The organism is Glycomyces sp. NRRL B-16210, from assembly GCF_000719515.1.
Classification (GTDB): Bacteria; Actinomycetota; Actinomycetes; order Mycobacteriales; family Micromonosporaceae; genus Glycomyces.
The window spans coordinates 130,691-151,305 of record NZ_JOGR01000013.1 but is presented as its reverse complement, the minus strand read 5'-3'; the positions used below and the strand labels follow the sequence as shown (position 1 = coordinate 151,305).

At 69.5% G+C, this 20,615-nt stretch carries 12 protein-coding genes; 6 read left to right on the top strand and 6 right to left on the bottom strand.

The window, feature by feature from the left end:
* Positions 1–100 precede the first annotated feature (100 nt).
* Positions 101–571 (top strand): Dps family protein, encoded by a 471-nt coding sequence (locus IF12_RS0119255; RefSeq protein ID WP_030161319.1) that lies wholly within the window; start codon positions 101–103, stop codon positions 569–571.
* Between the two features lie 302 nt (positions 572–873).
* Here IF12_RS0119255 and IF12_RS0119250 read toward each other — a convergent pair whose 3' ends face one another.
* Positions 874–2,349 (bottom strand): endo-1,4-beta-xylanase, encoded by a 1,476-nt coding sequence (locus IF12_RS0119250; protein ID WP_030161318.1) that lies wholly within the window; start codon positions 2,347–2,349, stop codon positions 874–876.
* A gap of 281 nt (positions 2,350–2,630) precedes the next feature.
* Positions 2,631–5,444 (bottom strand): leucine--tRNA ligase, encoded by a 2,814-nt coding sequence (leuS, locus tag IF12_RS0119245; RefSeq protein ID WP_030161317.1) that lies wholly within the window; start codon positions 5,442–5,444, stop codon positions 2,631–2,633.
* Between the two features lie 508 nt (positions 5,445–5,952).
* Between leuS and IF12_RS0119240 the strand changes: the two genes are divergently transcribed.
* The 5 genes from IF12_RS0119240 to IF12_RS0119220 all read left to right on the top strand — a co-directional run bounded on the left by IF12_RS0119240 (position 5,953) and on the right by IF12_RS0119220 (position 14,513).
* Positions 5,953–6,957 (top strand): MoxR family ATPase, encoded by a 1,005-nt coding sequence (locus IF12_RS0119240; protein ID WP_035749625.1) that lies wholly within the window; start codon positions 5,953–5,955, stop codon positions 6,955–6,957.
* Positions 6,958–6,959: 2 nt separating this feature from the next.
* Positions 6,960–8,204, top strand: a complete 1,245-nt coding sequence (locus IF12_RS0119235) for a DUF58 domain-containing protein (protein WP_051704618.1) — start codon at positions 6,960–6,962, stop codon at positions 8,202–8,204.
* Complete coding sequence (locus IF12_RS0119230; RefSeq protein WP_030161313.1) at positions 8,201–10,558, top strand: DUF3488 and transglutaminase-like domain-containing protein; 2,358 nt, start codon at positions 8,201–8,203, stop codon at positions 10,556–10,558. Before IF12_RS0119235 ends, IF12_RS0119230 begins: the two co-directional genes overlap by 4 nt.
* Before the next feature lie 10 nt (positions 10,559–10,568).
* Positions 10,569–12,347, top strand: a complete 1,779-nt coding sequence (locus tag IF12_RS0119225) for a DEDD exonuclease domain-containing protein (protein ID WP_081913774.1) — start codon at positions 10,569–10,571, stop codon at positions 12,345–12,347.
* 441 nt (positions 12,348–12,788) lie between these two features.
* Complete coding sequence (locus IF12_RS0119220; protein WP_030161309.1) at positions 12,789–14,513, top strand: bifunctional (p)ppGpp synthetase/guanosine-3',5'-bis(diphosphate) 3'-pyrophosphohydrolase; 1,725 nt, start codon at positions 12,789–12,791, stop codon at positions 14,511–14,513.
* A gap of 410 nt (positions 14,514–14,923) precedes the next feature.
* Here IF12_RS0119220 and IF12_RS24390 read toward each other — a convergent pair whose 3' ends face one another.
* The 4 genes from IF12_RS24390 to IF12_RS0119200 form a co-directional block, all read right to left on the bottom strand.
* Positions 14,924–16,627 carry an HNH endonuclease signature motif containing protein gene (locus IF12_RS24390; RefSeq protein ID WP_030161307.1) on the bottom strand — a complete coding sequence of 568 codons (1,704 nt, stop codon included), beginning with the start codon at positions 16,625–16,627 and terminating at the stop codon, positions 14,924–14,926.
* A gap of 474 nt (positions 16,628–17,101) precedes the next feature.
* Positions 17,102–18,685, bottom strand: a complete 1,584-nt coding sequence (locus IF12_RS0119210) for a ubiquinol-cytochrome c reductase cytochrome b subunit (protein WP_030161305.1) — start codon at positions 18,683–18,685, stop codon at positions 17,102–17,104.
* Positions 18,682–19,812, bottom strand: coding sequence for a ubiquinol-cytochrome c reductase iron-sulfur subunit (locus IF12_RS0119205; RefSeq protein WP_030161303.1), 1,131 nt, complete (start codon positions 19,810–19,812; stop codon positions 18,682–18,684). The genes IF12_RS0119210 and IF12_RS0119205 overlap by 4 nt, the downstream gene beginning before the upstream one ends.
* Positions 19,806–20,615 carry a c-type cytochrome gene (locus IF12_RS0119200; RefSeq protein ID WP_030161301.1) on the bottom strand — a complete coding sequence of 270 codons (810 nt, stop codon included), beginning with the start codon at positions 20,613–20,615 and terminating at the stop codon, positions 19,806–19,808. The genes IF12_RS0119205 and IF12_RS0119200 overlap by 7 nt, the downstream gene beginning before the upstream one ends.

Sequence of the window (20,615 nt, the reverse complement as noted above, 5' to 3'; positions counted from 1 at the left end):
CGGACCGCCGCTCTCGCCGGTTCGCTCCCCCGCGGGCGCGACGCGACTACCCTTGGCGGTGCAACTGCCGGACCACGAGCGCTTCCTGTGAGGTATCCAGATGTCGACCGTCCGCTCCAGCCTTTCCGACGAGAACCGCGATATCACCGCCAAGGCCCTCCAGGGGGCGCTGGTCGACCTCATCGACCTGTCCCTGGTCGGCAAACAGGCCCACTGGAACGTCTACGGCAAGAACTTCCGCTCCCTCCACCTCCAGCTCGACGAGATCGTCGTCGCCGCCCGCAACGCCACCGACCTGGTCGCCGAGCGGGCCATCGCCATCGGCGTGAGCGCCGACGGCAGGGCCGGAACGGTGGCCGAGACCTCCTCGGTCCCCAAGATCCACGACGGCACCATCAGCGACACCGAGGTCGTCTCGCTGTTCATCGAGGCCTACGGGGCGATCATCGCCAACATGCGCGAACGCATCGAGGTCACCGAGTCGGCCGACCCGGTGACCCAGGACCTCCTCATCGGCGTCACCGCCGAACTCGAGAAGCAGAGCTGGATGTTCCAGGCCGAACTCGGCTGACGGCCCGAACGCGCGGGCCGCAACCCTCGAAAACCACTCCAGCACAAGCTTCGGGAACGGGCGGGCACCTCTCGTCTGAGAACGCAGGCGACCGCATTCGGTCCCCTGCCGGCACCGAATCATCGCGGGCGGGGCCGGAGCGCTTGAAGCGCTCCGGCCCCGCCCTCTGCGAAGGAAACAGGTCAAGCTGCAAAGCCCCGGTGAGCGGCGGCGCGACTCAGGCGTCGCCGCTCACCGGACGATGCCGGTCGCACGGTGCGGGTCGCGAGGCGAGGTCCGCACAGTGCTCATTGCAGGGCCGATTACCGGGCGGTGCAGGTCACCGTCGGCACCGAGGCCGTGGCCCCGTCGGGTTTGGTGATGTTGAAGCCGAACGTGGTCGACTGGCCCGAGGACAGCGTGCCGTTGTAACCGGCGTCCGAGGCGGTCACCGTCGCACCGTCGAGCGTGCCCGAGATGCTCCAGGCGTTCGAGATCCGCTCCGAGCCCGGCCAGGTCCACGTCACGGTCCAGCCCGTCAGGTTCTGACCCGCCGTCACCGTGCCCTCATAGGTCGCACCGGTGTTCCACGGGCTCTGGACCGACAGGGTCGCCGTGCAGCCGTTGCCGGGGCCGGGGTCCGTCGGGTCAGGATCGGTGGGGTCCGGGTCGGTCGGGTCGGGATCGGTCGGGTCAGGGTCGGTGGGGTCGGGGTCCGTGGGGTCGGGATCGGTCGGACCGGGGTCCGAGCCGTCGCCGCCGAGGCCTTCGAGGAACGCGTCGTAAGCGGGCTTCTTGCTGTAGTCGTCGTTGAACAGCAGCGGCGCGCCCTCGCCCTGGAAGACGTCCGGGACCCACGAGTCGCCGTCGCGCAGACCCCAGATGGTCACGCCCGAGCAGTCGGCGATGCCGGCGCAGATCTCGGCCACGCGCCGGTAGTCGTTCGCCTGCTGCTGGAGTTCGTTCGCGTCCGCGGGCATCTGGATGCGGATGTCCAGCTCGGTGACGCGCACCTTCAGGCCCAGGGCCGTGAAGCGCTGGAGGTTGGCCTCCATGTTCGAGGGCACCTGGCCGAGGATGAGGTGGGCCTGGAAGCCGACGCCGTCGATGAGGTTCTGGGCCGCGAGGCCCTGGGCGATCTCATAGGTCTTGTCGGACTTGGCGTTGATGCCGTCGATCGAGTAGTCGTTCATGTAGAGGTCGACGGTCGGGTCGGCCGCGCGGGCGAGCTCGAACGCGGTGGTGATGTAACCCTCGCCGAGACCGTTGAGCCAGAACGAGTCCCGCAGCTGGCCGTTGTTGTCGCTGACGACCTCGTTCACCACGTCCCAGGACTCCACGTCGCCGCGGTAGTGGTCCATGACGGTGTTGATGTGGTCGGCCATCGCGTTCTCCAGCGCCGTGCCGGAGAGGCCCTGGATCCAACCGGGGGCCTGGCTGTGCCACACCAGGGTGTGACCGTGGACCGACTGGTTGTTCTGCTTGGCGAAGTCCACGATCGCGTCGCCCTGGGAGAAGTTGAAGTTCCCCTGGCTCGGCTGGAGGACCTCCATCTTCATCGAGTTCTCGGCCGTGAGGGAGTTGAACTCGGTGGCGACGGTGTTGCGGTAGGTGGCGTCGTTCTGGAGCAGGTTGTAGTTGACCGCGACGCCGACGTCCTTGCCGATCGCGTCGGCTGCGCCGCGGAGGGTGGTCTGGGCACTGGCGAGCTGCGTCGACAACGCGATGCCGAGCGCGGCGGTCGCGACTGTGGCGACCCCCGCGATCAACGCGCGCCGGCGTTTACGAGTAAGCAGCATGAAAAGCTCCTCAGTCAGATGCCGCGCGTGAGGGAACGAGGCTGTTCCAAGAGGGAGCGGAGCGCTCCCAAGGTAGTCCACAGCCTAGCGAATGCATAGACATGCGTCAATACTGACCTGGGGTTGTCCGGCCACGGAAGCATCACGGACGCCGAGCGGGCCCGGACGATGCCGGGCCCGCTTCGGTGACTATTGAGGAGGAATCATAGGGGAACGGTCATTTCACAATGAACGAAGCATTCCGGTGATCGGGCACGATCGCGCCCGGCGACCGGAGCGCCCTACTTCGCGACGATCGAGACCATCCGGCCCGCCACCACGATCACCTTCTTGACGTCCTTGCCGGCCAGGTTCGCGGCGACCTTCTCCTCGGACAGGGCGGCGGCCTTCACCGCCTCCTCGTCGGCGTCGGCGGCGATCTCGATGCGCCCGCGGACCTTCCCGTTGATCTGGACCGGGTAGGTCACGGTGTCCTCGACCAGGTACCGCTCGTCGACCTCGGGGAACGGCGCGTAGGCGATGCCGCCCTCGTTGCCCAGCCGCTCCCACAGCTCCTCGGCGATGTGCGGGGCGACCGGGGCGGTCATCGCGACCAGGGCCTCGGCCGCCGCGCGCGGCACCGGGTTCAGGCCGGTCACGTGGTTGTTCAGCGTGATCAGCTTGGCCACGGCGGTGTTCATGCGCAGGTGCTCGTAGTCCTCGCGGACCCCGGCGATGGCCTTGTGCATCTCGCGCAGGGTGGCCGTGTCGGGTTCGGCGTCGGTGACGGTGACCTCGCCGGTCTCCTCGTCGACGATGTTGCGCCACAGGCGTTGCAGGAACCGCTGGGAGCCGACGATGGCCCGGGTCTCCCAGGGCTTGGAGTCGGCCAGCGGGCCCATCGACATCTCGTAGACGCGGAAGGTGTCGGCGCCGTAGCGCTCGCAGATCTCGTCGGGCGTGACGACGTTCTTCAGGGACTTGCCCATCTTGCCGTACTCGCGGTTGACCTTCCTGCCCTCGTGGTAGTAGACGCCGTCGGCCTCTTCGACCTCTTCGGCGTTGACGTAGACCCCGCGGTCGTCGCTGTAGGCGTAGGCCTGGATGTAGCCCTGGTTGAACAGGCGGCGGAACGGCTCGCGGCTGGAGACGTGCCCCAGGTCGAACAGGACCTTCTGCCAGAAGCGGGCGTACAGCAGGTGCAGCACGGCGTGCTCGACACCGCCGATGTACAGGTCGACCCCGCCGACGTCCTCGGCGTCCTCCGGGCCCATCCAGTAGGACTCGTTCTCGGGCTCGGTGAGGGCCGAGGCGGCCTTGGGGTCGGTGTAGCGCAGCTCGTACCAGGAGGAACCGGCCCAGTTGGGCATGGTGTTCAGCTCGCGCGTGTAGGTGCGCGGACCGTCGCCCAGGTCCAGCTCGACCTCGACCCAGTCCTTGGCGCGGCCCAGCGGCGGCTCGGGCGCGGAGTCGGCGTCCTCGGGGTCGAAGGTCTTGGGCGAGAAGTCGTCCATCTGGGGCAGCTCGACCGGCAGCTGGTCGTCAGTCAGCGCCACCGGCAGGCCCGTCTCGTCGTAGACGATCGGGAAGGGCTCGCCCCAGTAGCGCTGGCGGCTGAACAGCCAGTCGCGCAGGCGGAAGGTGGTGGCGCCCTCGCCGCGGCCGTGCTCGGCCAGCCAGTCGATCATGCGGGCCTTGGCGTCGGGGACGGCCAGGCCGTCCAGGAACCCGGAGTTGACGCACGTGCCGGCGCTGCTTGTCAGGACCTCCTGGCGGTCCCACTCGACGCCTTCGGTGATGACCTGCACGATCGGGATGTCGAAGGCCCGCGCGAAGGCGAAGTCGCGCTCGTCGTGGGCCGGGACGGCCATGATCGCGCCGGTGCCGTAGCCGGCCAGCACGTAGTCGGCGATGAACACCGGGACCGTCTCGCCGTTGACGGGGTTGGTGGCGTACCCGCCGGTGAAGACGCCGGTCTTCTCCTTCGCGTCGGCCTGGCGCTCCACGTCGGTCTTGGCGGCGGCCTGGGCGCGGTAGGCGGCCACGGCCGCGGCGGGCGTGTCCTGCCCGCCGGTCCAGGACTCGGCCACGCCGGCGGGCCAGGCCTCGGCGGTCAGGGCGTCGACCAGCGGGTGCTCGGGGGCCAGGACCATGTAGGTGGCGCCGAACAGGGTGTCGGGCCGGGTGGTGAAGACCCGGATGTCCCCCGCGTAGGTCGCGAAGTCGACGAACGCGCCGACGGACTTGCCGATCCAGTTGCGCTGCATGGACTTCAGCGACTCGGTCCAGTCCAGGCCGTTCAGGTCGTCCAGCAGCCGGTCGGCGTAGGCGGTGATGCGCATCATCCACTGCTTCAGGGTGCGCGTGTAGACCGGGAAGTTCCCGCGCTCGCTGCGCCCCTCGGAGGTGACCTCCTCGTTCGACAGCACCGTGCCCAGGCCCGGGCACCAGTTCACGGGCGCCTCGGTGACGTAGGCCAGGCGGTGGCCGTCGACCAGGCGGCGGCGCTCGACCTCGCTCAGCTCGGCCCACGGGCGCTCACCCGGGGTCTGCCGCTCACCGGACTCGAACGCGGCGATCAGGTCGGCGATCGGCCGGGCCCGGTCGGCCTCGGTGTCGTAGTAGGAGTTGAAGATCTGGAGGAAGATCCACTGCGTCCACTTGAAGTAGTCCGGGTCGGTGGTCGCGAAGTCGCGGCGGTTGTCGTAGCCCATGCCGACCATGCGCAGCTGGCGCCGGTACCGCTCGATGTTCTCGGCGGTGATCTCGGCGGGCTGGCGGCCGGTCGCGATCGCGTACTGCTCGGTCGGCAGGCCGAACGCGTCCATGCCCAGCGGGTGCAGCACGTTGTACCCGGCCATGCGCAGGTAGCGCGAGTACGCGTCGGTGGCGATGTAGCCCAGCGGGTGGCCCACGTGCAGCCCCGCCCCCGAGGGGTAGGGGAACATGTCCATCACGAACTTCTTGGGCGCCCCGGCCCGCGGGTGGTCGGGTTCGGCGAGCGCGCCGACCGGGTTGGGGGCGCGGAAGGTCTGCTCGGCCTCCCAGCGCGCCTGCCAGCGCGGTTCGATCTCGTTGGCCAGCTTGGCGTCGTAACGGTGTGCGGGTTCGCTCATGACTCGTCCTGTGGTCCTGTGGCGCTGGTATCAGTGGCATTGATCCTGGTGGCGTCGGCTCCGGGCCTGCGTGATCGGATTCGACCCTAGACAGCAAAAAACCCCTGGCATGCAGGGGTCGCCGTGCGGGTTCACTCCGACACGGCTAGATAAGAAGCTCGAAACGCCGAGACATGACCCCAGTGTAGCGGAACGGCCGACCGGCGGTACAGCACGTTGGGGCGGGCGCGCGGGGCCGCGCCCGCGCGGTCCCGTCCGGTGCCGGTCGGTGCCGGAAGGGGCCCGCCGCAGCGGAAGCGCCCATCGGTGGCGCGCGACACGGCTGCTGGGCGTGCACGGGTACGATGGCGGAACAAGAGACGGTTACGGCGCACGGCGTTTCAAGGCGCGGTGCCTCGCGTCGCGGAACCGGCCGCGCGGCGCTGTCATCGCGCGCTGGCGCGCGTCCGATCCGCCATCGCGTCGCTTCGCGGTGTCCCACCTCAACGATCGATCCCCGGGAGGACCTTTGACCTTCGAGTCGTCCCCAGTTCAGCAGCCGCAGGCGCCGGCGCCGCTCTCCCCTCAGGAGTTCAAGGCGACGGCCGAGGCGATCTTGACCAACGTCGAGTGGGTGATCGAGGGCAAGTCGCACACGATCAAGCTCGCGCTCTCGGTCATGCTGGCGGAGGGCCACCTGCTGCTCGAAGACGTCCCCGGGGTCGGGAAGACGCAGTTGGCGAAGGCGCTGGCGCGCTCGGTCGACTGCTCGGTGCGCCGGATCCAGTTCACCCCCGACCTGCTGCCGTCCGACGTGACCGGCGTGAGCATCTTCGACCCCGAGAAGCGCGACTTCGTGTTCAAGCCCGGGGCGATCTTCGGGAACCTCATCCTCGGCGACGAGATCAACCGCGCCAGCCCCAAGACGCAGTCGGCGCTGCTGGAGTGCATGGAGGAGCGGCAGGTCACCGTCGACGGGAACACGTACAAGCTGCGCAGCCCGTTCATGGTCATCGCCACCCAGAACCCGGTGGAGATGGAGGGGACCTACCCGCTGCCCGAGGCCCAGCGCGACCGCTTCACCGCGCGCCTGGCGATCGGCTACCCGGACTTGAAGGCCGAGCTGGAGCTGCTGGACCGGCGCGAGGAGTACAACCCGCTCGACGCCCTGCGGCCAGTGGCCGACGGGGAGATGATCGTGCGGATGATCGCCGCGGCCCGCGCGGTGCACCTGGCGCCCGAGCTCAAGCGCTACGTGGTGGACCTGGTGACCGCGACCCGCACGAACGCGCAGGTGCGCCTCGGCGCGAGCCCGCGCGCGACGTTGCAGCTGCTGCGGTGCACGCAGGTGCTCGCGGCGATGGACGGGCGCGACTTCGCGCTGCCGGACGACGTGCAGCAACTGGCCGTGCCGGTCCTGGCGCACCGGCTCATCCCGACCACGGAGACGACCATGGGCGGTGGCGACACGAAGGCGATCGTCTCCGACATCCTCAGACACGTCCCGGTGGTGTCCCACCCGGGGAGGTTCTAGGCGTGGAGCTCACCGGGCGCGGCAAGACGCTGCTGGTGGTGAGCGTGGTCGTCGGCCTCACCGCCCTGGCGGTGGGCGAGGGCGATCTGCTGCGCGCGGCGCTGCTGGCGGCCATCACCCCGCTGGGCGGGCTGGTCCTGCTGCGCTGGACGCGCCCGACCCTGGAGTCGAACCGGGTGCTCAACCCGCCGCAGGTGGAGGCCGGGCAGTCCACGCAGGTGCGGCTGGGCATCCAGAACACCGGGCGGCGGCGCCCGCCGGCGCTCATGCTGGAGGACCGCATCCCCTACCGGCTCGGCAACCGCCCGCGCCTGGTCCTGGAGCGCCTCGCGCCCGGCGCGCGCAGCGTCGTCAACTACACGATCACGCCCGGCACCCGCGGCGCGTACGAGCTGGGGCCGCTGACGGTGCGCACGGCCGACCCGTTCGGGCTGGCGGTGTCGGTGCAGGAGTTCCCGATCACCACCGAACTGGTGGTCACCCCGCGCATCCAGCCGCTGTCGAGCCTGCTGCTGCCGGGCGGGGCGGGCATGTCCTCGGGCGAGTCGGCCGCGCACGCGGTGGCCATCACCGGCAACGACGACATCGCGGTGCGCGAGTACCGGCACGGGGACGACATGCGCCGCGTCCACTGGAAGGCCAGCGCCCACCGCGGCCAGCTCATGGTCCGGCGCGAGGAGCAGCCGTGGGAGAACAACGCCGCGGTGCTGCTGGACGTGCGGCGCGGGGCGCACCGCGGGGAGCTGTCGAGTTTCGAGTGGATGGTGGACGCGGCCGCCTCGGCGACCGTGCGGCTCGCGCGCGACGGCATCGACCCGTGGCTGATCACCGCCGAACGCGATTTCGAGTGCCGCCAGGGCGACTACAGCCAGGCGCTGCGGTACCTGGCGACGGTGGCGGCCGCCCCTGAGGCGCCGGTGGCGCACATGGTCGAGCAGGCGCAGCGGTCGCGTTCGGTCTCGGGGATCGTGGCGTTCCTGGGGCACCTGACCCCTGAGGAGGGGGCGGCGCTGGGGCGTCTGGCCAAGCGCGGCGGGCACTGCTCGGCGCTGGTCGTCGACCCGGTGCGGTGGATCCCGAAGGCGCCGACGGGGCGGATCGACCCGCGGGAGCAGGTGTTCGCCGAGCAGCACCGGGCCGCGGTGGCGGCGCTGGCGAACGCGGGCTGGCAGGTGATCCCGGTGGTCGCCGGGACCGAGCTGCGCCGGGTGTGGCCCCGCCTGGGCGCGTGGAGGACCCTCGCATGAACGGACAGCGGCACGCCACGATGGTCGCCGCCGCGACGCTGGCGCTGACCTTGACGCCGCTCCTGGGCGTCTTCGAGGGCCTGGGGTGGACGTTCCCGGTGCTGCTGACGATCACGATGATCGCGGTGACCGGTGCGCTGGTGCGCGCGGCCGGGCGCGGGCAGGGCCTCCAGACCCTGGCCATGGCCGCGGCGCTCATGGTGGTCCTCACCGCCGGTTTCGGCGGCGGGACCGGGTTCCTGTTCATCATCCCGATGCCCGGCACGTTCGAGCACTGGGCGCAACTGGCCGGCTCGGGCGTGGCCGACATCGTCGTCAACGCCCCGCCGGTGGCCCCTGAGGGGGGCATCCTGTTCCTGACGGTCGTGGGCGTGGGGATCGTCGCGATCCTCCACGACATGTTCGTGGTCGGCCTGCGCACTCCGGCGCTGGCGGGGCTGACGCTGCTGACGATGTACCTGGTGCCGGTCTCGGTCGCCCCCGAGGCGACCGCCTGGTTCTGGTTCATCCTCCCGGCCGTGGCCTACCTGTGGATCCTCGCCGACGACAACCTGCGGCGCGTCTCGGCGTTCGGGCACCGCTTCACCGGGGCCGGGCAGCTCGTCGGGCAGGGCTTCCCGTCGCCGATGGCGCGCACCGCGCGCTGGTCGGCGGTCGCGTTCATCGCCGCGACGCTCACGATCCTCACCGTCGTGCCGGTCAACACCTCGGGCCTGGTCGACCGGGTCTCGGGCGGCTTCGGCGGGGACGGGGAGGCCTACGGGCTCGGGGACGTGAACCCGTGGGCGCAGCTGTCCGGCTCGCTCAACCGGCCCGAGGCCGTCGACGTCCTGCGGGTCACCACGACCGACCCGAACCCGCGGTATCTGCGGATGCACGTGCTCGACGAGTTGAACAACGACGGGTTCGTCCCCAACGACTACGACGGCGAGGCCGAGTTCGACCAGTTCGCGCGGCCCGGCATCCAGCAGGAGTACACCGCCGAGATCGAGAACCTCAACAGCCGCGCGCCCGTGGTGCCCGTCTACGGGACGCCCACCGGGCTCGACATCGACGGCGACTGGCTCATCGACGCCGACACCGGCGTCATCGTCGGCGACACGATGGCCGACGTCGGCTCCTACACGCAGACGTACATCGACCCGGCGCCCGACACCGCCGAACTCGCGCGCGCGCCCGGCATGGACCCCGGCGACAGCCGCTGGGAGGCCAACACCGAGCACCCGGACGTGCCGGAGCTGACCGAGATCGTCCAGGACACCACCCGCGGGGCCTCCACGGTGCACGAGAAGGTCCTCGCCGTCCTCGACCACCTGTCGGTCGCGAACGGGTTCCGGTACTCCCTGGAGACCTCCGAGGCCGACAGCGGCGAGGCCGTCCTCGACTTCCTCACCAACAAGTCCGGCTTCTGCCAGCAGTACGCGGCCACGATGGCGTGGATGCTGCGCGAGGCCGACGTGCCCGCCCGCGTCGTCATCGGCATGTCCCAGGGCCGGCGCGACGGCGAGTCGTGGATCCTCACCAGCCACGACTACCACGCGTGGGTCGAGGTCTACTACGAAGGCCCCGGCTGGGTCACCTACGACCCGACGCCGTCCGGCGGCGTCCCCGGCTCGGTGAGCTTCCCGTGGGCGGCCGAACCGGCCGACACCGCCGACGATCCGACCGCCGCGCCCGACGCGACCGCCGACCCGACCGCCGACCCCTCCGCGGGCGACCCCTCGGCCGGGGACCCGTCCGAGTTCCCGAACGGCGAGGCGCCCGACGGCTCGACCGGCTCGGCCGCCGACGGCGGATCGGGCGCCGGTTCGAGGTTCAACCCCGCCTGGCTCGCGCTCCTGCTCGTCCTCGCCGTCCCGTTCGTCCCCGCGCTGTGGCGCGGCGGCATACGCCGCTCCCGCCTCGACCCGCAGCGGCTCAGCGCCCAGTCCGCGTGGTCCGAGGCCGCCGACCTCGCCACCGACTACGGCGTGAGCCTCTCCGACTCCCTCACGCCGAGACAGGCCGGCGGGGTCCTCGCGCAGGCCGCGCCCGGGGCCCGCGAGGCCGCGACCGCGCTCGGCTCGGCCATGGCCCAGCACCGGTACGCCCCCAGGGAGGCGCCCACCGCCGGACTCGCCGACGCCGTCACCGACCTGCGATCCGAACTCGACCGCCTCGCCCAGCGCCGCCAGCGCCTCCGGGCCCGGTTCTGGCCCGCCTCGCTCGCCGCGAAGCTCGCCGCCAGGCGCAGCGAGGGGGACGCGGCGATGTCGCGGCGTTCAGCGCAGGCGGCCGAGAAGGTCCGCGCGGTGGTGCGGCGCCGCGGACGTTCGAACAGCCGCAAGGGCGGATCTGTCACAGGTCGCCCATAGAGTGGCGGGCATGTCTGGAAGCGGTGCGGTCGGAAGCGGCCCGATTGGAAGCAGAGCGGTCGGGAGCGGCACGGTTCGCGACGGCTCAGGGACCGCGGGCTTCACGCAGCCGACCCTCGACAGCCTCGGGACCCCGCTGTCCGAAGTGACCTTCTGCGTGGTCGACCTGGAGACCACCGGACTGGCCGCCGACGCGTGCGGCATCACCGAGATCGGCGCGGTCAAGGTCAAGGGCGGCGAGGTCCTCGGCGAGTTCGGCTCACTCGTCAACCCCGGCGAGGCCATCGACCCGCGCGTCACCCGCCTGACCGGCATCACCGACGCCATGGTCGCCGACGCGCCGGCCATCTCCTCGGTCCTGCCCGCGTTCCTCGAGTTCGCGCACGGGGCCACGCTCGTGGCCCACAACGCCGGGTTCGACATCGGGTTCCTGCGCCACGCGTGCGAGCTGACCGACACGCGCTGGCCGCGCCCGCCCGTGGTCGACACCGTGGTGCTGGCGAGGCGCCTGACCGAGAAGAGCGAGGTCCCGAACCGGCGGCTGGGGACGCTCGCGCGGCTCTTCGGCTCGCCGGTGACCCCGAACCACCGGGCCCTGGACGACGCCCGCGCCACCGTCACCGTGCTGCACGGTCTCATCGAGCGCGCCTCGGGCCACGGGGTCGCCACCGACGCCGAACTCGTCGAGTTCTGCCGGGCCATCCCCTCCGAGCTGCAACGGCGCAAGCGCCACCTCGCCGACGGGCTGCCGAACACCCCGGGCGTGTACATCTTCCGCGACGCCGACGACCGGGCCCTCTACATCGGGGTGTCGGTGAACGTGGCCGCGCGCGTCCGCAGCTACTTCTCGGCCGCCGAGCAGCGCCGCCGCCTGCGCGACATGCTCGCCTCCGCCGAACGGGTCGAAGTGGTCGAGTGCGCGCACCGGCTCGAAGCGGGCGTCGCCGAACTGCGGCTCATCTCCGGCGGCAAGCCGCCCTACAACCGGGCCGCGAAGTTCCCCGAGCACCGCAGCTGGGTGCGCCTCACCGACGAGCCCTACCCGCGCCTGTCGGTCTCGCGTAAGCCCCCCGCGCCCGGCACGCCCCGGCTCGGCCCGACCTCCGGCACGCAGGCGCAGGCGGCGATCAGCGCGATCGAGGCGGCCCTGCCGATCCGGTCGTGCCGGACGCGGCTGTCACCTGAACGGCTCTCGCCCTCGTGCGTGCTCGGCGAGATCGGCAAGTGCGCCGAGCCGTGCCGCCACACCGTCTCGGTCGAGGACTACGCCGCGATCGCCGAACGCGCGGCCCGTGCCATGGACGGGGACCCGACGCCGGTGGCCGACGCGGTCGCCGAGCGGCTCGCGGAGCTGTCGGAGGCCGAGCGCTTCGAGGCCGCGGCCGAGCGGCGGGACGAGCTCGGCGCGTTCCTGGCGCTGGCCGCCGCCACGCACCGCGTCAGGAGCCTCGTGGCGGCCGGGGAGATAGTCGCGGCTGGCCGGGCCAAGGGCGGCGGCTGGGAGGTCGCGGTGATCCGGTACGGCCTGCTCGCCGGGGCCGTGCGGACGCCGCCGCGGGCCGATCCGATGCCGTACATCGAGCGGCTGCGGGCGACCGCAAGGGTGGTCGAGCCGGTCGAGGACGTCGTGGACGCCGCCCATGCGGCCGAGACGCGGCTGCTGCTCGACTGGCTGTCGCGCCCGGAGGTGCGGATCGTCCTGAGCGAGCGGGCCTGGGCCAGCCGCCTCGACGGCGCCGAACGCTGGGACGGCGCGGTCCCCCACGACCCAAGCCCCTGGCGCCGCTGAAGCAGACCGATCCGGGATGCCGTTGCGCCAAGGCCGCAATCGACTGAACGAACGCGACCGACTCGAAGGCCCGACCCCCACTCGCTGGAGTGCGGAACCGGTGCCACCGGAGGAAGGGACCGCGGCTCTCATCGCCGCCACGGTCGCCCTCACCTCGCTGCCAACGCTTTCCATATCCTGAGAAGCACGTCGGGACGCTCCGCAGTCCCGGCGCGACTCGAGGTCCGCATCGACGAAAACCCGGGTTCCGACAATCCGGACGTGAGCCGTCTCGCATTCATCTGCGGCGCTTGCGGTTCCGGCGGCGCCCGCGATTCCGGTACGCTGTGTCATCCGCCGATCGCGGCGGCTCCGCCGAAATCCGACAGCGTCTAGTGTCGATTCTCACCGGGAATCGTTGTACATCTAGAATGCGGTCAACCTTGGGCATCGGAGGCTTTCATGTTGCGCGCATTGCTTTCGGCTACTCGCTCTGCCAAACCCGACGATCCGTGGGACCTCGCGGGCAAGGTCGGGCAGCTCGAAGCGGCGCACCGTGCCCACTGCGAGCAACCCGACATGCTCCTGGTCCGACGCGCCTACCGCATCGCCGAGCAGATGCACCGGGGCCAGGCCCGCCGCTCGGGCGAGCCGTACATCACCCACCCGATCGCCGTCGCCACGATCCTGGCCGACCTCGGCGTGGACACCCCCACGATCGCCGCCGGGCTCCTCCACGACACCGTCGAGGACACCAGCTACTCCCTCGAAGCGCTCCGGGGCGACTTCGGCGACGAGATCGCCGTGATGGTCGACGGGGTGACCAAGCTCGACAAGATCCACCTCGGGTCGGCGGCCGAGGCCGAGACCTTCCGCAAGCTCGTGCTCACCGCCGGGCGGGACATCCGCGTCATGGTCATCAAGCTGGCCGACCGGCTCCACAACATGCGGACCATCAAGTTCAAGAAGCGCCCCAGCCAGATCCGCATCGCCGAGGCCACCAAGGACGTCCTCATCCCCCTCGCCGACCGCCTCGGCCTCTACGTCATCAAGCGCGAGCTCGAGGACATCGTGCTGGAGACGCTCGAGCCCGACGTCTTCCAGCGGATCAAGGAGCACCTCGGCTCCGAGTCCGACCGGGGCCGCCAGGTCGCCGTCATCGCCCCCCAGGTGCGCCGGACGCTGCGCGAGTTCAAAGTCGCCGCGCGGCTCCTCGACCGGCCCCGGCACCCGTACTCGATCTTCCGCGAGATGCAGAAGCACCCCGGCACCGGCCCGGCCGATCCGCCGCGCCTGGTCATCGTCGTCGACGGCCCGCCGACCGACTGCTACGCCGCACTCGGGGCGATCCACAAGCTCTGGAAGCCCGTCGGCGGCAAGTTCCGCGACCTCATCGCCGCCAAGAAGTTCAACCTCTACCAGTCCCTGCACACCGCGGTGGCCGGTCCGGGCGGCACCACGATCGAGTTCCTCATTCGCACCAAGGAGATGCACGAGACCGCCGAGATCGGGATCGTCGCAGGCCTGAAGCAGTCAGCGAACCCGGTCGAGGTGCAGCTCCCCTGGCTTCAGCGCCTGCTCGACTGGCAGCACGAGGTCGCCGACTCCGGGCAGTTCCTCGACTCGCTCCGCTGCGACCTCGCCGACCAGGACATCCTGGTGTTCACCGGGGACGGCGAGCAGGTCCTCGTACCGAAGGCCTCCACGCCCGTCGACGTGGCCTATTGTTCGGGACCGTCCAAGGGCCACCGCCTCATCGCGGCGTACGTGAACGGCGAGATCGCCCCACTCTCGCGCCCACTGCGCGACGGCGACGCCGTGGAACTGGTGCTCACCACCGAGCAGCCCTACGGGCCCTCGAAGCAGTGGCTCGACCACGCCAAGACCCCTGAGGCGCAACTGCACATCAACGACTGGTTCGGCGCGACCGAGGACCTGGACTCGACCGGAGAGCTCCCGATCATCCCGATGCAGCGCTTCGAGGACGAGCTGAAGGCCGGAAAGAACCGCCTGTGGCGGTCGCTGATCGCCCGAGGGCGAGGGCTCGCAGGGGAACAACCGCTGCACGGCGTCGCATCGTCTCTGGGCTTCCCAGACCTCGACTCGCTGTACCTGGCACTGGCGAGAGAGAAGCTCGACCCGGATGAGCTGGCCGAAAAACTCATAACGACGGTCGACCGCTTCTGACGCCCCTCGGCGGTCCGTGTCGGTAAGGGTTCAAGCGGCAGCGACGAATGAGCAGGGTAGAGAACGAGGCCGCAGTTCGACTTCCATGCCCCGCAATGGCCACGGTCAAAGCGGCAGCGACGAACGAGCAGGTTGCAACGAGGGGCCGCAGTTCGACCTCCATGCCCGCAATGGCCACGGTCAAAGCAGCAGCGACAAAAGAACATCATCGCTTGGAACTACTTCGGCGAGGTCAGCGGCTTCGCCCTACGCGCTAGTCCTGAGTAGGCACCTGCCTTTGGTGATTGCATCCTTCGACGTGCAGTAGCGGCCGGGAGGTTGCGGCGGTCCGCGGCAGGGCGGCCATGAGGGCCGGGTGCTCTGTTGTGTTCCCGCTATTCGGTCGCCGGGCATGGCAATGGGCCCGAATCTCATGGGGAGATTCGAGCTAGGAGGCGCTTGATGTACGTGCTCCTCCCCCGCCGGGACTGCCACCCCGGCGGGCCGCCTAAGAAGGGGATCAGATCGTTCACCGATCGACCCACCCCATAGACCTCGGGCGGAGGCTTCAGCTCCCGAAGTACTTCCTCTTCGGAATCAGTGCAGTCATCGTCAAGGTAGGTGCTCAACCCCGCAGGGTTGTACAGTGCCGCTTCGGACCCGCCGTCGAAGTAGGCCTTGGCCTCCTTCAGATCATCGGCGATGCTCTCCAGCCAAGGAGTCATCGCCTCGGACCACTCCGACTCGTACAGCCCAGTGGGGAAGAAGTTCTTGGCAGCGCCCGCGAAGGCCTCGTCCATGTCCGCCTCGGTGCGCCAGTCCGCGCACCCGCAGCCGTGCGCGTCCTTGTCGATCGTGTCAGCCTCGATGAGGTCCAGATCGGTCGAGCAAGGAGTGGAAGCGCCGGTCGCGTGGTCGTGGTGGACGATCACGGCCTTGCCGGGACCGGTCTTGGTCACCGACCAGTTCGCGGTGTGGATGCGGCCGTGGTGGAACCGGCAAAGAAGGATCAGGTTCTCAGCAACGGTAGGCCCACCATCGGCCCAGTGCTGAATGTGGTGCGCCTCGGTCCAAGCGACAGGACGGTCGCAACCCTGCCAAGCGCACCCTCCAGGCTGCTCAAGCTCCAGCTTGCGGCGCAGGGAGGTGTTGGGGAGTCGGAGGGCTCGGCCCAGCTCCACGGCTTCGCCAGTGGCGTAGTCGAACACCGAAGGGATGACCCCGGCTTCGCAGGCGAGCAGGCGGGCCCTGGCGACCGAGATGGGGCGGCCCTCCAGGAGAGGCAGGCGGCCCGTGTCCTTGCCCTGCAAAGTCTCGATGTCGACGGTCAAGTCAAGAGTGGCGGTGTGCCCGTGGCGGGTGACCGCTTCGGGAGAAGTGCCGTATCCGGCCAGCAACTGGTGCATCGCCTCGGCATTGCGGTTCGCCTGGGGAGGGAGAACGCCGTACTGGTCGGTCTCGTCCTGGCGAGGAGGAGGGCAGGCGGTCTTGAGGTACTTGTCCAACAAGGCACCTGTGGTGGCCGAGAGGAGCCCGTTCACGGCCCACATGCCGCCTTCGTCGAGTTCTTGAACCTCGAAGTGCTGCACGGACTCTTCACCGAGTCCGTCAAGGAGTTCGGCCTCCTCGGCGAAACCGGCATGCAGTTCGGCGAGGTGGCGGCGCAGTTCCCGGAAGGAAGCGTGAGCGGCGTACTCGCACACCAGGGCCTCAGGGGTGGCGCACATGGTCTCGGGGTCGAAGGGAGAAGGCACCAGGGCCCTGAAAGGAGTGCGGGCGAACAGGGCGCTAGCGGGGGTCTTGTTCAACTGGTTCGCGGCATACGCGGCCTGGTCGATGCGGGCGTAGCCGGTGAGCGCGGCGTCAGCGAGGAGGGCGAACTTGGTGGACAGCTTGGCGATCGAGGCGATGTTGCCCGCTGCGGAGGCGGTGAAGTCGAAGTTCGATACGAGCCAGTCCCGCTGAGCCGCGAAGCCGTCCAGATCGCGGTGGACGTTCCGGTCGAAGGCGTTCATCACGAGCCGAAGGGCATTGGCGTAGGCGCCGTTTACGAGTGCGGCGGTGTCGTCCAGGGAGGCGCGGATGGCATCGGCTTCCGCTCGCCGTTCTGCCGCTGTAGGAAGTGTGGATGCCATCGGGATTCGCCTCCTTCGCTGACTCGTAAGTTCGTCTGCTTTTCGACTTGGTGTTCTGAATCAATGATGCCAGGTGGGGAGGGTGACGGCATCACCCAAAGGAGTGAACTATCCAATGAGGCCTATTCATATACGCTTCGAGATGATAAGGGAGGCAACATGAACCGCGAGTCAATGGGACCAGACCGCCGCAATCCAACCCCCACCAAATAACCACCTCACCGTCGCTGCCGCCTTGACCGCAACAGCCAAGATTCGGCAAGCCGCAATCGGACCCCGACCGAATACCACCCCTTCGTCGCTGCCGCCCTGACCGCGACCCCCACGAACCACGAACGCCGAACACCGACCCCGAATGACAACCGTCCTCATTCGTCGCCGCCGCCTTGACCCCGCCCTCCGCCAACCCACAGGACGAAAGAGGGCCCCGCCTCACGGCAGGGCCCTCTTCAACTAATGCCAGTCCTAGTAGTGCTAGTGCTTCCCGGACTCGATCTCGTCCCGCGAAGCGCCGCCGTTGTCCGACGGCTCCTCGATCGACTTGAAGAAGCCCTTGTCGGCAGGCTCCAGCGCACCGACGCGGTTCATCTTCTTCGGGACCACCCAGCCGTTGTACTCCAGCTCGGTGTGGCCGTGCTCGTCCGGCTCCGCCAGCGGCTGGTGCACCTCGTAGAAGCGGCCGTTCGGGTCGCGCATCAGGATGCCCGTCTCCAGGCCGTGCGCGAGCACCTCGCGGTCGTGCTGCTGGAGGCCCAGGCAGATCCGGTAGGTCACGTAGTACGCGATGATCGGCAGGACCACGATGCCGATGCGTCCGGCCCAGGTCATCGCGTTCAGGCTGATGTGGAACTTCTCGGCGAACACGTCGTTGCCGCCCGAGACCGTGCCGATCACCCAGAAGACCACGACCATGACGCCCAGGCCGGTGCGGGCCGGGTTGTCGCGCGGGCGCTGGAGCAGGTTGTGGTGCCCGCGGTCCTTCGTGAAGCGCCGCTCCAACGCCGGGTACAGCAGCGGCAGCAGCACCGACAGGCCCATGCCCGCGATCGCCGGCCAGAACACCGCCGGCAGCGTGAAGTACGGCGGCACCCTGAACTCCCAGGCCGGGAACAGGCGGATCAGGCCGTCCAGGTACATGACGTAGAAGTCCGGCTGCGAAGCGGACGAGACCACGGCCACCTCGTACGGGCCGAACAGCCAGATCGGGTTGATCTGGAACAGGCCCGCCATCGCGGCGATCACGCCCCAGATGAACAGCATGAAGCCGACCTGCTTCATGATGTAGTTCGGGAACATCCGGAAGCCGACCACGTTGTGCTCGGTGCGCCCCGGTCCTGGCCACTGCGTGTGCTTCTGCGCGAACACGAGTCCCACGTGGACCACGATGAGGCCCAAGAGGATCAGCGGGAAGATGAACACGTGGATGATGTAGATCATCGAGATGACCGAGGTGCCGGGGAACTGGCCCCCGAACAGCGCCGCCGAAGCCCACGGACCGATGAACGGCACCGACTGGGTCATGCCCTCCATGATGCGCAGACCCGTGCCGGACAGGCCGTCGTCGGGGAGCGAGTAGCCGAAGAAGCCCTCGAAGAAGCCGACCCAGAACAGCAGGATGCCGATCATCCAGTTCGTCTCGCGCGGCGCGCGGAACGCGCCGGTGAAGAAGATCCGGAGCATGTGGATCAGGATCGAGGCCATGAACAACAGCGTCGCCCAGTGGTGCATCTGGCGCATGATCAGGCCGCCGCGCACCTCGAAGGAGATGTCCAGCGCCGACTCGTAGGCCTTCGTCATCTCCACGCCCTGGAGCGGCACGTACGCGCCCTCGTAGGTCACGTGGGCCATCGAGGGCTCGAAGAACAGCGCCAGGAACGTGCCCGACAGCAGCAGCAGGATGAACGAGAACAGCGCGATCTCGCCCAGGAGGAAGGACCAGTGGTCCGGGAACACCTTGTTGAGCAGCACCCGGGCCGGGCCGGCGAGCTTGAAGCGGTCGTCCAGCTCACCTCCGGCCTTGGTCAGCAGGCTGTCGCTCGTGCCTTTGCGGCGTTTCACTTCTCATCCTCCTCGGGGAGGGACGGGCGGTTCCAGAACGCCGGCCCCGGGGGCACCAGGAAGTCCGACGTGGCGATGAAGTAGCCCTCGTCGTCGACGCTGAGCGGCAGGATCGGCAGGTGCCGGGTCGCCGGGCCGAAGACCGGCGCCGCGTTGTCCACCACGTTGAACTGCGACTGGTGGCACGGGCACAGCAGCCGCTGGCTCTGCTGCTCGTACAGGCTCGTCGGGCAGCCGACGTGGGTGCAGATCTTCGAGTACGCCACGAAGTTGCCCCACAGGGCGTCGACTTCCTGGTACATCGGGTACAGGTTGCCGTGCAGGATCGTCGCGTCGTCGTCCCGCAGGTGGATCAGCAGGATCGGCGCGGTCGGGAACTCGTTCGAGGCGCCGTGGTCGATCGCCGGGAAGGCCGTGATCTGGCCGCCGACGGAGACCATGTCGGGGCGGATCAGGGCCCCGTCCTTGTGCATCAGGCGGATCGGCTCGCCGCCGTTGTACTTCTCGGCGTTCCAGCCGGTGACGGTGAGCATGTCGCCCGGGTCCTTGAGCAGCGCCCCGAGCGGGGCCACCGCGGCCAGGCCGAGCGGCGCGGCGCCGAGCAGGGCCGCCTTCACCAGGAACGGGCGGCGCTTGAGGCCCATGTCCTCCACGAGGCCGTCCACGGTGGCCTCGGCGATGCGCCGGTCCTCCGCGGAGGAGCCGCCGTCGTGGCGGTCCTGGACCAGCTCCTCGATCGGGAGGAGCTTCTTCGCCCAGGTGAGCACCCCGACCGCGAACAGCAGCAGGGCCAGGCCGAGGGTCACGCCGAGGATCGGGGTGTACCAGGTCTGCGGGTCGCGCCACGTGGACGGACCCTCATACTCCCAGGGCCAGAAGATGTACGCCGCCACGAACAGCGTCGCCGACAGCCCGGAGAGCAGGAACAGGCCGCCGACGATGCGCTCCATGCGCTTCTCGGCCTTGGTCCCGGGCTTGGCGAAGCGCGGCTCGTAGTGGATGATCTCGATGTCGTCGCGGCGCAGACCCTCCTTGAAGACCTCCAGCCGGGTGAGCTTCGGGTCGCTCAGGTCGACGGTCTCGCGTTCTGCTGCGCCGTGGGCACTGTCATTGTGGGCGGTCACGATTTACCTGCAATCCAAAGCGTGGTCAGCAGGAGCGCGGTCATGCCGACCAGGAAGATGGCCACACCTTCGGTGGACGGGCCGAACCGTCCGAGGTTGAACACGCCGCCGGGGTCGCGGTCATCGTTGACGATGAACTGGACGTAGGCGATGAGGTCGGCCTTCTGCTCGGGGGTGAGCTGGTTGTCGGCGAAGACCGGCATGTTCTGCGGGCCGGTGAGCATCGCCTGGTACAGCTCGAGGTTGGTGACGCCGTCCAGGGAGGGGGCGTGCGCGCCCGAGGACAGGGCGCCGCCGCCGCCGGAGAAGCCGTGGCAGGAGGAGCAGTTGACGCGGTAGAGCTCGCCGCCGGCGCCGACGTCCGCGTCGTCGACGAGCGTGTCCAGGTCCGAGGGGATCACCGCGCCGCCGCCGAGGTAGTCGATGTAGGCGCCGAGCCACTCGGCCTCTTCCTCGGTGAAGACCGGGTAGGCCGCCTCGGGGGCCTGCGCGCCCTGGGCCGCCATGGGCATGCGGCCGGTGTTCACCTGGAACTCGACGGCCGCGGAGCCGACACCGATGAGGCTCGGTCCGCGCCCTTCGACGCCTTCGCCGTTGTCGCCGTGGCAGGAGATGCAGCTCGTGTCGTAGAGCTCCTGGCCCTTGACGACCTCGGAGTCGATGGCGTTGGGATCGGTCTCCTGGGCGTACAGACCCGGCGAGAACACCGAGTAGAGCCCTCCGACGATGACCAGTGCACCGGTGAACCTGGCCAGAGCGCCGAGGCGCTTGCGCCAGCCTCGCCGGCGTTTCGCTGATGCAGCCAC

What these genes read in the sequence shown, in the direction of transcription:
- IF12_RS0119255 (WP_030161319.1), top strand. Translation starts at nt 101, where the DNA reads ATGTCGACCGTCCGCTCCAGCCTTTCCGACGAGAACCGCGATATCACC.
- IF12_RS0119250 (WP_030161318.1), bottom strand. Translation starts at nt 2,349, where the DNA reads ATGCTGCTTACTCGTAAACGCCGGCGCGCGTTGATCGCGGGGGTCGCC.
- leuS (WP_030161317.1), bottom strand. Translation starts at nt 5,444, where the DNA reads ATGAGCGAACCCGCACACCGTTACGACGCCAAGCTGGCCAACGAGATC.
- IF12_RS0119230 (WP_030161313.1), top strand. Translation starts at nt 8,201, where the DNA reads ATGAACGGACAGCGGCACGCCACGATGGTCGCCGCCGCGACGCTGGCG.
- IF12_RS0119225 (WP_081913774.1), top strand. Translation starts at nt 10,569, where the DNA reads ATGTCTGGAAGCGGTGCGGTCGGAAGCGGCCCGATTGGAAGCAGAGCG.
- IF12_RS0119220 (WP_030161309.1), top strand. Translation starts at nt 12,789, where the DNA reads ATGTTGCGCGCATTGCTTTCGGCTACTCGCTCTGCCAAACCCGACGAT.
- IF12_RS24390 (WP_030161307.1), bottom strand. Translation starts at nt 16,627, where the DNA reads ATGGCATCCACACTTCCTACAGCGGCAGAACGGCGAGCGGAAGCCGAT.